Below are 14,348 nucleotides of genomic sequence, written 5' to 3' on the forward strand. Positions count from 1 at the left end.
CAAATGATACACGGGTATCAGGAGCGTTACTATGGCAGTTGGCTCATTGGGTGCTGGGTCTGGTCTAGATCTGGAGTCTCTTGTTACAGATATGGTGAGCGCCAGAAGAGACACTAAAGTTAAACTTTACCAAAATAAATTGGAAGGTTACGAAGCGGAGTTGTCTGCTTTAGGTGCGGTTGGCTCTGCCATTGACAACTTCAACTCATTCGTAACAACACTAAATGATGAAGAGCTGTTTAGAGGGCGTAATACTGCGATTAATCAATCGGCAGGTGAAGAAGCTCTTTCTATTACAGCGGATAATACGGCTTCAAACGACACTTATTCTATGCAGGTTGATCAGCTTGCAAAAGGCAGTCGCCTAGTTTCAGATAAAGGCTTGTTTACTTCAGGTGATGAAGTGGTTACCTCATCCGGTGGTGAGCTTACTTTAAGCGCTGGAGATGATGAATTTACCCTTGAAATAGAGCCCGAAACCACTTTGTCTCAACTCCGTGAGCAGATTAATTCCGCGGAAGACAATTTTGGTGTATCAGCTAACTTGTTAGATGATGGTAGCGGTCATTTGTATTTCACCATTGCATCAAGCAAAGAAGGCGCAGGTAACACTTTAGAAATTGATAGCAGCAACTTAACATTAGACAGTTCTGCTTTAGGTGGTTTTTTTCCAGGCCTTCATATACCAGAGGGTGGTGAAGCCCAAGATGCCTATATTATTGTTGATGGTATTAAAATCCGTAATGATACGAATGTCTTTGATAAAGCGATTGCTGGACTATCTATAGAAGCATTAGAGGTCTCCAATAAACCCGCTAAAGTCAGTGTTAACTATGATAAACAAACAGTACAAGATACGCTGCAAGGTTTTGTTGGGTCGTACAATGAATTGATTAATGTGCTTAAGCAAAGTACTGCTAAAGGGGCAGCGTTAAATGGTAACAGTATGGTCCGCCAGTTAAGGTCTGCTTTAGCCACCGACTTAATGTCTAATCATGCTGGTGGCGATAGCCCTTTTTCTTCTGTTTTTGATGTGGGCATTGAATTACTGGATAACGGAACATTAAGCTTTGATTCGAGTAAGTTTGATCGAGCTGTGGAAAGAGATTATGACGCAGTATCCTCATTATTTGTTGGGGATAATGGTTTGGCAACGTCATTGGATAGTTTGTTGGACAGCTATACCGGCCCTGGTGGAATGAATAATTCGTTGAAAGATTCAGTGAATCGTTCCATTGATAGTACTGAAGAGTCACTGGCCGATTATGAAGAACGAATGACGAAATATGAGGCATCACTGCGTAGTCGATTTACTAGCTTAGATACACAGCTTGCTAATATGAATGCACAGGGTAACTACTTGAATTCCATGTTGGAAAATTTGTAATACTGTTTTAGATCGCAATATACAAAGTTATGAGGTTGTTTTATGTACGAGAAAAAAGGGATTCAGGCCTATAAAAAGGACTCGATTAAATCCGATTTAGCCTCGGCAGATCCTCATCGAGTCATTCAGCTATTAATGCAAGGTGCTTTAGAAAAGCTTGCATTAGGCAAAGGCTGTATTGATCGAGCTGATTGGGCTGGCAAAGCGGTTGCATTAACCCGCGCTGTCGAAATTATTAATGCGCTGAAAGATGCATTAGATCGAGATGTAAACCCTGAATTAGTCGATAACTTGGAAGGTCTTTATGATTACATGACGACTCGTATTAATGAGGCGAGTGTGTCGAAAGACAGTTCAATTATTGAGCATGTAATGGGACTGCTTTTACAAATTAAAGGCGCTTGGGATCAGATTACAGATTCGGATAAGCGAGAGGCCTACGATGATAAGCTGCAAGCTCGTGCTGGAGCTGTTTAATGCTGGATATGGTTCAGTTAACAGAGTTAACGGAAGCATTAGAGCAGGCCATATTCAATAAGGATATTGAAGAAATACAGCGGTTGTGTATGGAGAAGGGTGACTTTATTTTTTCACTCAAGCCGCAGAAAAATGATATCCAGACCAATCAAAAAATTAAGCATTTTATTCATATTCATCAATCGGCTACTCAGCTGGTTCAAAGCGCCCATCGTGCGATGCAAAATCAGCTATTTCAATCGACGCAAACCCGTAAAGGTGTCAGTCAGTATAAAGGCGTAAAACATGCAGAATGAAGGCAATCAATTTTCTATCGAGCAAGCCGAAGCCTTTACTGCTGTATTTCAACAAGGTGCAGCTCGTTTAAAAGAATATGATCAAGAATTTACCGATCGTTATATCAGAAACCTGAGTGTTTTTTCTCAGGTTATGCCACATATTTATGAAGAGCTGAAAGGCTATCAACCAAAAAAACGTTTCATTTACTTGGAGGAGTGTGGTGAGTTAAACCTCTATCGGGAAGATATTGGGGTTCCTCTCTTTTCACAAACACCAAGGCTTCAGGCGCGAGAAAAAATTGCACACGCGCTGGAGTTTCCGACAAAAACCTTACTTAACTTAGAGCGCTCGACTAATAATGAAAGTCGTCATGTGTTTTATAGCAATAAGATGTTGGATGAAATAGCCGTTCAATCAAAAGGGTTAGAGGAGCAAAAGGGATGGCCAGAGTTTGTTGGCTCTGCCATCGTATTTGGTATTGAATTTGGCTATCAACTTGAGCTGCTTTTAGACCATCGTGACATTAAGCACCTTTATTTATATGAAAGTGATTTAGATTTCTTTCACTACTCTTTGTTTACAATTGAGTGGGAAAATATTCTTGAAACCTTTAATCGCGATGGCCGCACTGTACATTTCTTTTTGGGGGTGCAGCCTGAAGAATTTACCGATAATTATCTTTTACAACTTCAAGAAAATGGTTATTTTTTGGCCCCAGAAACTTATTTGTATATGAGTTATAACAGCCCAGAAAATGATAAGGCGTTTGAGTATTTTAAAAAACACTATGTCCGTCAGGTAATGGGGTGGGGTTTTTTTGATGATGCCTTGATCGGTGTTGCACAAGGGCTTAGGTCTTTACCGAAAACCAAAGTGGCGCACTTCCAAGGTAGAGAGGCACTGCCGAAATGGGTTACCGAAATTCCTGTTTTTATTTTAGGGAATGGCCCTTCTCTTGATCAAGGTATTGAATTAATTAAAGAAGTACGTGATCAAGTGCTCTTAATTTGCTGTGGTTCTACCATTAATACTTTGAGTAAGTTAGGCATTACGCCAGATATCCATGTGGATATCGAGCGCATGAAAATAACGGCAGATAAGTTTTCTTTCTTGGCTAAAGAGTATCTTGACAAGATTTGGGGCTTAACGGTTGATGTTATGCACCCAGAGTTTTTTGATTATTTTAAGCGCTCCGGAATGGGCATGAAGCCTGGGGAAGCGATTACCTCATTAATCTTGATGCAGGCGCGAGCACAGGGGGATGAGACAACCTATGTGCAATTAAATTACTGTAACCCTATTGTCGCTAACCTAGCCTTATCTTATGTGCATTTGTTTGGTTTTAATAATGTCTATTATATGGGTGTGGATAATGGCTTTAAGGATAAAGATAGCCATCACTCTGTACACAGTGGTTATTATAAAGACGGTAAAGAGTCCGGCTTTCAGAGCTTTCAAGATGCAAGGCTAGTAGAGAGAGAAGGTAATTTTGGTGGTTCTATTTATGCCACAGGCATGATGGATACCTCTCGAGTACAGTTGGAATCTTTGACTCGTGAATTGAATAAACGTCGTAACTTTGTCAGTTTTAATCTTTCCGATGGGGCGAAAATAGAAGGCGTTACGCCTTTAAAGGCTGAAGACGTCTTGATCATGGATCCGAAAATAGATCATGCCAAAGTCATTGATCTACTAGAGAAAGCTTTTTTTACCGAACCGCCAGCCGCAGTCGTTAACCAAACGCCAGATGACCTTATTTCTATCGAAGATTTTCGTAAAATAAGTCAATCCTTACAGCAGGGTTGGGATGATTCCATTAAAACTCGTGAAGACGTTTGTAACTTACTTTGGTCTCATCATAGGAAAATTTTCTTTTTAAGGGCCAGCGTCCATCGTCATATTTATGATCTGTTAATTGGTTCTTTTACCTATTCTTCTTTTTCGATTGTGCAGTTTTTGTTTACTCATAAAGATGAAAGTGAAACGGTTGCTCGGGCGAGTCATTTGTTTGATATTTGGTGTGAATTTTTGGAAGAAATGCCAAGCATGGTACAGAGAGCATCGGATTTTGTTGATCAAGGTAATGATCATTTGATTACCTTTTATAATGGCTAATTATGTTTGCAAACACCCCTTTTATTATCGCCGAATTATCTGGTAACCATGATCAGGACTTTGAGTTAGCGAAAGCTATGATTCACGCCGCTGCACAAGCGGGCGTTGATGCCATTAAGTTACAGACCTATACACCAGACACTATGACATTGGATGTTCGCCATGGAGAGTTTATGGTGTCGGAAAGTGATAGTTTATGGCGTGGTTCGAATCTCTATGACTTGTACGCCAAAGCTTCGACTCCATGGGAGTGGCATCAACCTTTGTTTGAACTCGCTGAATCTTTAGGCTTGGTGGCTTTTAGTTCGCCCTTTGATCTCAGTGCGGTTGAATTTCTTGAGTCCCTCGATGTGCCTTTATATAAAATCGCTTCCTTTGAAATGACCGATATTCCTTTGATACAGGCTGTCGCTCGAACTGGTAAGCCGATTATCATGTCAACAGGCATGGCGACGAAAGAAGAAATAGACGAGGCGGTCGCGACTATTCGCGCGATTGGTGATAACCCACTGACGCTTTTAAAGTGCACAAGTACTTATCCAGCCAAGATAGAAGATACAAATTTAGTGACCATGGCGGATTTGGCTCAACATACTGGCTGCCAAGTGGGTTTATCTGATCATACACAAGGCTTGGGTGCAGCAGTTGCCGCGACAGCCCTAGGTGCGACCGTTATTGAAAAGCACTTTGTACTAGACCGTAATGCTGGAGGCGTGGATGCCGCTTTCTCTATGGAACCTGATGAAATGAAAGCATTAGTGACAGCTTGTCGTGCTGCTAAGTCTGCTTTGGGTGCAGTTACCTATGGCGGCTCTGATGCAGAGCAAGCGGCAAAAAAATACCGCCGTTCCATTTATGTCGCTAATGACTTGGTGGCTGGGACCTTGTTATCTGAAAATCACCTTAAAATTATTCGCCCATCTTATGGTCTAGCACCTAAATATTGGCCCGATGTGCTCGGAAAAAAATTAATCGTTGATGTGCAAAAAGGCCAGCCTTTGGCATGGGATATGATGGAATGAAGGCTCTGGTACGAGCAGATGCTTCGGTCGAAATTGGCATGGGGCATAGGGTTCGCTGCCAAGCTTTAATTCAAGCTCTTACTAACCTTGGCTGGCAGTGCCAGTTTGTTGTTCATCAACAGTATGAGGTGTTTGCTTCTCCAGAAGATCTTATTATTGCTACCGAAGGTGACTTTTTTGTACTGGCTGAGTTAGCAGATTTAGTGATTTTGGATCACTATCAATATCAGGCTGTTGATATCGCGCAATTATTTCAGCATCAAGCAAACTTGCTGGTGTTAGATGATATGAATGATAGAGGAGATTTCCCTGCTAAATGGCTACTGAATCCCCTTAATGAATCTTACTCAGGACAAGTTGAATCTCCACTTTTAGGTAGCCAGTATGCTTTGCTTAGGCCTGCTTTTCGACAAGCCGAACCTATTCCACATAATCAAGCTCGTCAGCTGTTAATTACCTTAGGGGGGACGGATCCTTTAGGTTTAACCTTGCCTATCTTGGAAGGGTTGTTAGCCTCTGGATTTGATCTGGGGAGTATTCAGGTTCTCTTAGGGAAAAATGCAACCAATGCAACTAAGGTGAAAGCTTTTTGTCAGCAAGAACATATTGCTTGGAAGCAAGGTTTGTCCGATGTTACTTCTTTGATGAAGCAGGCCAAACTGTCTGTTTCTGCTGCAGGAGGCACTTTATTCGAATTAGCTTGTATGGGGATACCAACGATATTTGCTCAGGTAGCAGAGAATCAAACGCGCTCTTTACAGCAACATGTTCCGTTGAATTGGTGTAAATCAATACGTTTCGATAATGTTTCTGTCGATGTGAGAGAAGTTCGTATCAAGCAGCTGATTCAGTTAGTAAATTTACAGTGGCATGACCTTGATTGGCAACAGCAAGCGAGGAAAGTCGCATCAAGCCTAGTTGATGGGTATGGTGCTGATCGAGTTGCAAAAATGATTCATGACCAGTTAGTTAACAGCCCCCTCTAAGTGCATAATTTGTACTAATCGCAACCAATCTTCTTCTGTGTCTAAATCCTGAATTCTATGTCTTGGTAACATGAAAGCTTTAGATGTTGAGCCGAAAATCTCTCCATTATTTAGCCAGCTTTGGGTACTCGCCCAGTAAAATTGCCCTGCATCATGGATGGCTTCTACTAGGTCTTGTGAACGCTTCGCAATATGTTCTGGAAACAAGGGAGCAAGTTCCCCTTTTTCATTGGTGTGTAAGGCTCTTTGAATTGGAAAATCGAAGGTGGTGGCGGAAAAGCAAAAGCCGTCTTTGGGCGTATTTTTCAGACCTTGTTGTAAGTCTTCTATTGTTAGTAAAGGGCAAGTGGCATAAATCAAACAGGCCTGATCTGGTGTTTTGTCTTCTGCTATTAAGTAACGCAGCGTATGTTGCATCACCGGTGTTGTTCCCGTCATGTTATCGGATAGTTCCACAGGACGTAAAAAAGGGGTTTCAGCACCATGTTCCCTAGCGACTTGAGCAATTTCCTGATCATCGGTGGAAACAATCACTCGATCAAATAGGCCTGTTTCAAGCGCGGTTTCAATAGAGTAAGCAATGAGCGGTTTGCCATGGAGAAAACGAATGTTTTTACGGGGGATGCGCTGTGAACCACCGCGAGCGGGAATGACGGCAACGCGGTAGGGTTTATGTGTTGTATTTTTCATAGTTCCATCATTCCGCAGTCTACCAAGGCTTGTTTGAGAGCATTAACGACTTTTACCTGTTGGCTTTGGGTTAAGTCTGCAAATAAAGGCAGGCTTAAGGTGCGCTGGTAATAGTCTTCTGCAACAGGGAAATCACCCTCGGCAAAACCTAAGTTCTGATAATAGGGCTGAGTATGAACCGGAATGTAATGAACCTGAGTCCCAATTCCATTCTGACGTAAGTTATCAAATACCGCTTTTCTTGCCTGCTTATGAGTTTTTGGTAGCAGGATGGGGAAAAGGTGTAGTGAGGAATGCGTCTTTTCTTGTTGGAAGGGCAGGGTAATAGGCAAGTCTTTTAGTAGAACCTGATAGTACTCAAATTGTTTATGACGTTTAGCTATAAAATCCTCTAGGCGTGATAGTTGTGATAATCCAAGGGCGGCCTGTAACTCTGTCATTCGATAGTTAAAGCCTAGGGTGTGTTGTTCGTAATACCAGTCACCGGGATTTTGCGTTAATTCATCTAGTGACTTTGTTGTACCCTGACTCGCATGGGTACGCATATGGTCGGCGAGTTGTTTGTCATTGGTGACTGCCATACCACCTTCTGCTGAGGTGATGATTTTTACCGGATGAAAGCTGAAAATACAGATGTCACTGAAACGGCCATCACCCACAGGTTTGTTCTGATATTTAGCGCCGATAGCGTGGGACGCATCTTCAATGACACTAAAACCATATTGCTTTGCTAAAGCGTCAATGGCTTGCATATCGCAAGGCTGACCAGCGAAATGCACAGGAATAACCACTTTAGGCAAGGTATTGTTCGTTTGAGCGAGTGCCAGTTTATCCGCAAGTTTCATTGGACATAGGTTGTAAGTACGAGGATCAATATCAACAAAATCCACCGATGCGCCGCAATAACGAGCGCAATTTGCCGATGCAATAAAGGTATTTGGAGATGTCCAAACCCTGTCATTTTCACCTACCCCTAAGGCTAGGCAAGCAAGATGAAGAGCTGAGGTCGCACTGTTTGCAGCAACAGCGTATTTGCTGTCTACCTTATTGGCAATGGCTTGCTCAAAGTCACTGACTTTTGGGCCCTGAGTTAAATAGTCAGATTTTAGCGTGCTGACAACGGCAGCAATATCATCATCGCTAATAAATTGGCGGCCGTAGGGGATAAAATCAGTGGGAGTCATCGAAGGTTAAAATCTCTTTTACGCTTAAAAAATGAGGATTGCTGCCGGAATGGTATTCATAGCCCGGCTCAACATGTTGACCGGTTTCTCCTAAGCAATTATGAGCGAAATCCACCTCATCTTGATGAAATTTAATGCTTGGTGCAATGACATAATGATCGCTGAATTCGAAGGTGTGATAGGAGTCATCGCTTGGGCACATAATTTCGTGGAGTTTTTCTCCCGGGCGAATACCTACATTTTTGGTTGGTAAATTTGGTGCGTACGCTGTAGCCAAATCCATAATGCGAACTGAAGGAATTTTAGGGATAAAGATTTCTCCCCCGTGCATTCGTTGAAAGTTCTTCAACACAAAATCTACGCCCATTTGCAAGGTGATCCAAAAGCGCGTCATTTCTGGGTGAGTTATGGGGATGGAATCAGCACCTTGCGCCACCAATTTTTGGAAAAACGGTACCACAGAGCCACGGGAGCCAACCACATTGCCATAGCGTACGACAGAAAATCGAGTTCGACCTTGTCCAACCATATTGTTGGCCGCGACAAAGAGTTTGTCAGAGGCAAGTTTAGTCGCACCATAAAGGTTAATAGGGGCCGCCGCTTTGTCGGTGGATAAGGCAATGACTTTTTCAACGTTGTTAGCAATAGCCGCTGCGATGACGTTTTCTGCTCCATGAATGTTGGTTTTTATGCATTCCATTGGGTTGTATTCAGCTGCTGGAACTTGCTTGAGAGCTGCTGCGTGAATAACGAAGTCCACATCTCGCATAGCTTGCGTCATGCGATCCTTGTCTCTTACATCACCAATGAAATAACGCATGCAAGGTGAGCTAAAATCTTGCTGCATTTCATATTGCTTTAGCTCATCACGAGAATAAATAATAAGCCGCTTAGGTTGGTAATTTGCCAAGAGAGTTCTGACATACTGATGGCCAAAAGAGCCAGTACCGCCAGTGATAAGAATGCTTTTATTATTAAACATGTAATCAATACCAAAAGAAAAGTTTTCAACACCTGAGTTCAGGGTGTGCATTATTGAAATAGAAAAATTCGGTTAGATAATAAGGTAACCTATTTTATCAATAATCTATTAAAGTATCGGCAATTTAAGAAGAAACATGAATTAAATCAAAGATCTGATTAATTACTTCTTCTAGCAATACAATTTTCTAAATGATCATTTACCATACCTGTTGCCTGCATAAAAGCATAACAGGTGGTGGCACCAAGAAATTTAAAACCACGTTTTTTTAGATCTTTCGCGAGACGGGTCGAAAGCTCTGTGACGGCCGGTACGTCAGCGAGGGAATCGACTCGGTTGTCTATGATCTTATGGTCACTAAAAGCCCAATAATAATGACTGAAAGAGCCAAATTCTTCGGCAATCGCGAGCAACTTCTTGGCGTTGTTGATGGTGGATTCAATTTTAGCTCGATGGCGAACAATGCTGGTATCTTGCAATAGCCGCTCTACATCCGTTTCCGTCATCTTAGCGACTTTGACTGGATTAAAACCATGAAAAGCGGTTCGGTAGCCCTCGCGTTTGCGTAGAATGGTAATCCAACTTAGACCAGCTTGAGCGCTTTCTAGAACCATGCATTCAAATAAGGCTTGGTCATCATAAACAGGCTTTCCCCACTCAGTATCATGATAATCTATGTATTCGGGCGAACTTAAGCACCAATTACAGCGTATCGATTCCATTGTATGATTCTCCTGTAGCGTTATGATTAGCATAACAGCTTCATTACAATGCAAAATCTGTTTTATCCTGTCTAGCACTCTTTTCCAGTAGAAACCATAAGAAGGACTAATTTGTGAGTTTTAAACCAACCTATAGCAAAGACGATGTAGAAGTTTTGCAAGATGAATGTGTTTATAAAGGCTTCTTTGAAATGCGCAAACTTACGTTAAGGCATAAAAAGTTTAACGGGGAATGGAGCAACCCAATGACCCGTGAAATGATGGTGCGTAACGATGCGGTATGCGTGCTTTTATTTGACCCCGTTGCGGATAAAGTATTGCTGATTGAACAGTTTCGGCCGGCAGTATTGAAAAGTGAGTCCCCTTGGTTGCTTGAACTGGTTGCCGGTATGGTTGAAGAAGGTGAAAGTGATGAAGAGGTAGCACGTCGTGAGTCACTTGAAGAAGCGGGAGTGACGATAAAGCGTCTTGAATACATGTTTAAATTTGTGCCTTCTCCGGGTGGTTTGGTGGAGTATTTGCGTATGTATGCGGGAGAATTTGATTCAAGCTTGGTGGATACAACGAAGACCCATGGGTTAGATGAAGAAAATGAAGATATTAAGCTGCACCTTCTTACTGCTAATGACGCGATAGCACTATTAAAGAAGGATGTTGAAAATGCCAGTACTATTATGGGCTTACAGTGGTTTGCGTTGAATAAAGCCGATCTTATTCAACGCTGGTGTGCCTAGATAAGTAAGAGTCAGGAAGACTTTCGCATTTGCTTTAATCTATACTGGCTCTAATTGGAGCGAATAATTAAAGAACACCATGATAGCCTTGTGGTGTTTGTTGGTTTATCTAAAACAAGTCAAAAGGAAAAATGTCGAGAAGTGACTAAGGTGATGAAACAGATGTCAAAGCAATATGTTCCTGATTTAGCAAGTTTACAATTACTCGGTGAATTGAATTATCGCCGTGTGTGTAAGCTCATGCGTGGTCATGAAGAGCAGGGGGCTTGGCATTTTTCGATTCATAGCGCGGGCGATCAAGAAAGTCGTTTATGCCTTACCCTTGGCCAAGAAAGCCGCTTTACGTCAGAAGTTACTTTGATATTTGGCCCAGCAACACAAAATAAAGTGTTGTTTAAAACCAAGCTTTCGATGACTGTGCGCCTATATCATGATGTAGGGATTGCTGAAATCACGGATGGACATCGCCAGTATCGAGGCACTTACCCCTACCCAAATGATGACATGTTGCATCGAGATGAAAAATTTCGCTTGAATCAGCAATTGGCAGACTTATTAGAATTGTGTTTAAAGCATGGACACAGATTACATGAAGCTCCACTGTTCCAGTTTGCCTAGGATTAACTTTTGAAAAAACTCCTTTATATCCATGGCTTTAATAGTTCAGAGCGCTCCCATAAAGCCAGTGTTATGATGAAATCTGCCCAGCAACTGGGTTTTGTCGATACCGTGATTTCTCCTCGCTTGTCATGGCAACCAGCCAAAGCCATCATACAATTGGAAAGCATTATTGAAGCGAATTGCCCCCAAAATGTTACTTTAATCGGCAGCTCTCTAGGCGGTTTTTATGCGGCGTATTTGGCAGAAAAATATCAAATCAAAACTATCTTGGTGAACCCTGCCGTGCAGGCTCCTGTACTACTAAAAGACTTACTTGGCCCGCAACTCAACCCTTATACCGATGAAGCGTATGAGTTAACCCAAGAACACATGGTCGAACTTGAACAGCTAGTTGTCACACAGCCGACAGCTGACTTGTATTGGCTGATGGTGCAAGAAGGGGACGACGTTTTGGATTATCGGGAAGCACTTAAAACTTTCCCTAAAACCGCGAGATTGACCCATGAAAGCAATGGTGACCATAGCTTCGTTGGCTTTGATCGTTTCGCGAAAGATATTCTGCGATTTGCTGAAATTTTAAACAACTAAGCCCCTGCTTTTATTAGACTATTTCACTCTCTATTGTTCCAGTGATAGACTCTAGAGCATCTAATTAACACCCTAATGTCATACTGTGGTTTACTCCTGTATCGCATGATCAACTTGGAAGAAAAAACACCCATGTCTGCAAAAGAATATAACGCCGGATCGATTGAAGTTCTCAGTGGTTTGGAACCTGTGCAAAAACGTCCTGGAATGTACACGGATACCACGCGACCTAACCACCTAGGTCAAGAGGTTATAGATAACTCTGTGGATGAAGCGCTGGCGGGTCATGCGGATCGTATAGAAGTGATTTTATATAAAGATGGCTCTTTGAGTGTCGAAGATAACGGCCGAGGCATGCCTGTTGATATTCACCCAGAAGAGGGTATATCAGGGGTTGAGTTGATTCTGACTAAGCTTCATGCGGGTGGTAAATTTTCCGGTGACAATTACCAGTTTTCTGGTGGTTTGCATGGGGTCGGGGTGTCGGTGGTAAATGCCTTATCAACCTCTTTAGAAGTTTGGGTAAAACGCAACGGCATTCAGTATCACATTGGCTTTGAAAATGGCTTTAAAACATCAGACCTAAAAGAAATCGGCACGGTCGGTAAGAAAAACACTGGTACTAAGGTAAGGTTTACCGCGGATGTTACCTATTTTGATAGTCCGAAATTTTCTCTTTCTCGCCTAAAACATCTATTAAAAGCCAAAGCTGTTTTATGCTCTGGTTTACATGTTGTCTTTATTGATCAAAGTGGCAGTGAAGATGTTCGTGAAGAATGGTTTTACCAAGACGGATTAAAAGATTATTTGGCACTCGCTAACGAAGGTTTTGTACTGCTGCCTGATACGCCTTTTATCGGTGGACTAACGGAAAAAACACAAGGGGTAGATTGGGCTGTGCAATGGTTACCAGAAGGTGGGGAATTGATTACGGAGAGCTATGTTAACCTCATCCCTACCGCTCAAGGTGGTACCCATGTAAACGGTTTGCGAACTGGTTTGCTTGAAGCGATTCGTGAATTCTGTGATTTCCGCAGTTTGTTACCGCGAGGTATTAAACTTACCGCTGAGGATGTTTGGGACCGCTGTAGTTATGTGCTGTCAGCGAAAATCCAAGAGCCGCAATTCTCAGGGCAAACCAAAGAGCGTTTATCTTCCCGTCAAGTCGTCGCCTTTATCTCTGCGGCAGTAAAAGACTCTTTCAGTCTATGGTTGAATAAGCACGTTGAAGACGGTGAAAAAATTGCTGATATCGTCATCAATAGCGCGCAAAAACGACTAAAAGCCAGTAAACAGGTGGTGCGTAAGAAAATTACCCAAGGCCCAGCTTTGCCGGGTAAATTGGCGGACTGTTCTGGGCAAGATTCTTCCCGTAGTGAACTTTTCCTAGTGGAAGGGGACTCAGCCGGCGGCTCTGCCAAACAAGCACGAGAGAAGGACTTTCAAGCGATTCTGCCATTACGCGGTAAAATCCTAAACACTTGGGAAGTAGAGTCTGGACAAGTACTCGCTTCTCAGGAGATTCATGATGTCTCGGTTGCTCTTGGGGTTGACCCAGGCAATGATGATTTGAGTGGTTTACGTTATGGCAAGGTTTGTATTCTCGCCGATGCGGACTCGGATGGTTTACACATCGCGACCCTAATCTGTGCGCTGTTTGTTCGTCACTTTCCCGCCCTTGTTAACAGTGGGCACGTCTTTGTTGCTATGCCGCCCCTGTACCGAATCGACCTAGGTAAAGAAGTCTACTACGCCCTAGATGATGAAGAAAAAGACATCACATTGCATAAGATTGCCGCAGAAAATAAACGTGGTACGCCAAATGTACAGCGCTTCAAAGGCTTGGGTGAAATGAACCCGTCACAACTACGTGAAACCACCATGGCCCCAGACACCCGCCGTTTGATCCAGTTGACCATGGAAGACAAGCTAGATACCGATGAGTTACTGGATAAACTGCTGTCGAAAAAACGCGCAGGCGATCGCAAACATTGGCTAGAAACGTACGGTAACCTAGCCATTGTCGATTGATCGATCAAGTTAGTTTAATTCGTTCAGCTTTTAAGAACGCCAAATACCCTCGACTATTCCTATACATTCTCATCACTAAACAAGGCCATTTAGTCTTGTTTGGTGATCTCTACTTGATCACCCCCACCGCTAGTACTATCTAATCCGTCTAAATATAGACTAAAGTCTAGGTATGGTGCAGACCTTTGGCATATAGAAAAGAGAGCTTTGCACGATTAGTATATTTGACAATACGTTGTTAAAAATAGACTCAAATTGCTCATATATAACCCATAAACTCCGCTTTGTCGTCTGCTTTGCCTTGTTTTGGTATCGCTCGTGACTTAGTGCAAAGGCCTTTAATCAAAATTCAATCCCAATCTCTATCTAGAATTTAATGACTACAATTAAAGCTCGTACTCAGTATGTTAAGGAAGGTTTGAATAAGTCTGAAAGACCCGAATCCCTACATGGATGTATGTAATTAGAGCAATGCAGGAGCAATTGCCGAGGGCATGGTCTAAAAGCCTGAATTCTTTGTTGAGCGCCTC

Annotated in this window: 14 protein-coding genes; 10 read left to right on the forward strand and 4 right to left on the reverse strand. The window is 42.5% G+C overall.

The window, feature by feature from the left end:
* The first annotated feature begins 31 nt into the window (after positions 1 to 31).
* The 6 genes from fliD to pseG are packed head-to-tail and all read left to right on the forward strand — an operon-like array spanning position 32 to position 6,266.
* Positions 32 to 1,387 (forward strand): flagellar filament capping protein FliD, encoded by a 1,356-nt coding sequence (gene fliD, locus I8J31_RS19220; protein ID WP_199470202.1) that lies wholly within the window; start codon positions 32 to 34, stop codon positions 1,385 to 1,387.
* Between the two features lie 42 nt (positions 1,388 to 1,429).
* Positions 1,430 to 1,864, forward strand: coding sequence for a flagellar export chaperone FliS (gene fliS, locus I8J31_RS19225; RefSeq protein ID WP_199470203.1), 435 nt, complete (start codon positions 1,430 to 1,432; stop codon positions 1,862 to 1,864).
* The gene (locus I8J31_RS19230; protein WP_199470204.1) at positions 1,864 to 2,160 is read left to right on the forward strand and encodes a hypothetical protein; all 297 of its coding nucleotides are present in this window, start codon (positions 1,864 to 1,866) and stop codon (positions 2,158 to 2,160) included. The genes fliS and I8J31_RS19230 overlap by 1 nt, the downstream gene beginning before the upstream one ends.
* Positions 2,150 to 4,258 (forward strand): motility associated factor glycosyltransferase family protein, encoded by a 2,109-nt coding sequence (locus tag I8J31_RS19235; RefSeq protein WP_199470205.1) that lies wholly within the window; start codon positions 2,150 to 2,152, stop codon positions 4,256 to 4,258. Before I8J31_RS19230 ends, I8J31_RS19235 begins: the two co-directional genes overlap by 11 nt.
* 2 nt (positions 4,259 to 4,260) lie before the next feature.
* Positions 4,261 to 5,280, forward strand: coding sequence for a pseudaminic acid synthase (gene pseI, locus I8J31_RS19240; RefSeq protein WP_199470206.1), 1,020 nt, complete (start codon positions 4,261 to 4,263; stop codon positions 5,278 to 5,280).
* The gene (gene pseG, locus I8J31_RS19245) at positions 5,277 to 6,266 is read left to right on the forward strand and encodes a UDP-2,4-diacetamido-2,4,6-trideoxy-beta-L-altropyranose hydrolase (RefSeq protein ID WP_199470207.1); all 990 of its coding nucleotides are present in this window, start codon (positions 5,277 to 5,279) and stop codon (positions 6,264 to 6,266) included. The genes pseI and pseG overlap by 4 nt, the downstream gene beginning before the upstream one ends.
* Here pseG and pseF read toward each other — a convergent pair.
* From pseF to I8J31_RS19265, 4 genes are all read right to left on the reverse strand, one after another.
* The gene (gene pseF / locus I8J31_RS19250) at positions 6,246 to 6,956 is read right to left on the reverse strand and encodes a pseudaminic acid cytidylyltransferase (RefSeq protein WP_199470208.1); all 711 of its coding nucleotides are present in this window, start codon (positions 6,954 to 6,956) and stop codon (positions 6,246 to 6,248) included. The genes pseG and pseF overlap by 21 nt on opposite strands.
* The gene (gene pseC / locus I8J31_RS19255; RefSeq protein ID WP_199470209.1) at positions 6,953 to 8,140 is read right to left on the reverse strand and encodes a UDP-4-amino-4,6-dideoxy-N-acetyl-beta-L-altrosamine transaminase; all 1,188 of its coding nucleotides are present in this window, start codon (positions 8,138 to 8,140) and stop codon (positions 6,953 to 6,955) included. Before pseC ends, pseF begins: the two co-directional genes overlap by 4 nt.
* Positions 8,127 to 9,122: a UDP-N-acetylglucosamine 4,6-dehydratase (inverting) gene (gene pseB, locus I8J31_RS19260; protein WP_199470210.1), complete on the reverse strand. Its 996-nt coding sequence runs from the start codon at positions 9,120 to 9,122 to the stop codon at positions 8,127 to 8,129. The genes pseC and pseB overlap by 14 nt, the downstream gene beginning before the upstream one ends.
* A 158-nt stretch (positions 9,123 to 9,280) precedes the next feature.
* Positions 9,281 to 9,844, reverse strand: coding sequence for a DNA-3-methyladenine glycosylase I (locus I8J31_RS19265; RefSeq protein WP_199470211.1), 564 nt, complete (start codon positions 9,842 to 9,844; stop codon positions 9,281 to 9,283).
* Positions 9,845 to 9,957: 113 nt separating this feature from the next.
* Between I8J31_RS19265 and I8J31_RS19270 the strand changes: the two genes are divergently transcribed.
* The 4 genes from I8J31_RS19270 (at position 9,958) to parE (ending at position 13,818) form a co-directional block, all read left to right on the forward strand.
* Complete coding sequence (locus I8J31_RS19270; RefSeq protein WP_199470212.1) at positions 9,958 to 10,578, forward strand: NUDIX domain-containing protein; 621 nt, start codon at positions 9,958 to 9,960, stop codon at positions 10,576 to 10,578.
* A gap of 162 nt (positions 10,579 to 10,740) precedes the next feature.
* The gene (locus tag I8J31_RS19275) at positions 10,741 to 11,196 is read left to right on the forward strand and encodes a DUF1249 domain-containing protein (protein WP_233402920.1); all 456 of its coding nucleotides are present in this window, start codon (positions 10,741 to 10,743) and stop codon (positions 11,194 to 11,196) included.
* Positions 11,197 to 11,205: 9 nt separating this feature from the next.
* Complete coding sequence (locus I8J31_RS19280) at positions 11,206 to 11,787, forward strand: YqiA/YcfP family alpha/beta fold hydrolase (RefSeq protein ID WP_199470213.1); 582 nt, start codon at positions 11,206 to 11,208, stop codon at positions 11,785 to 11,787.
* Positions 11,788 to 11,919: 132 nt separating this feature from the next.
* On the forward strand, positions 11,920 to 13,818 hold the full coding sequence (parE, locus tag I8J31_RS19285; protein ID WP_199470214.1) for a DNA topoisomerase IV subunit B: 1,899 nt from the start codon (positions 11,920 to 11,922) through the stop codon (positions 13,816 to 13,818).
* Positions 13,819 to 14,348 lie beyond the last annotated feature (530 nt).

Source organism: Marinomonas transparens, assembly GCF_016463975.1.
GTDB classification, from domain to species: domain Bacteria; phylum Pseudomonadota; class Gammaproteobacteria; order Pseudomonadales; family Marinomonadaceae; genus Marinomonas; species Marinomonas transparens.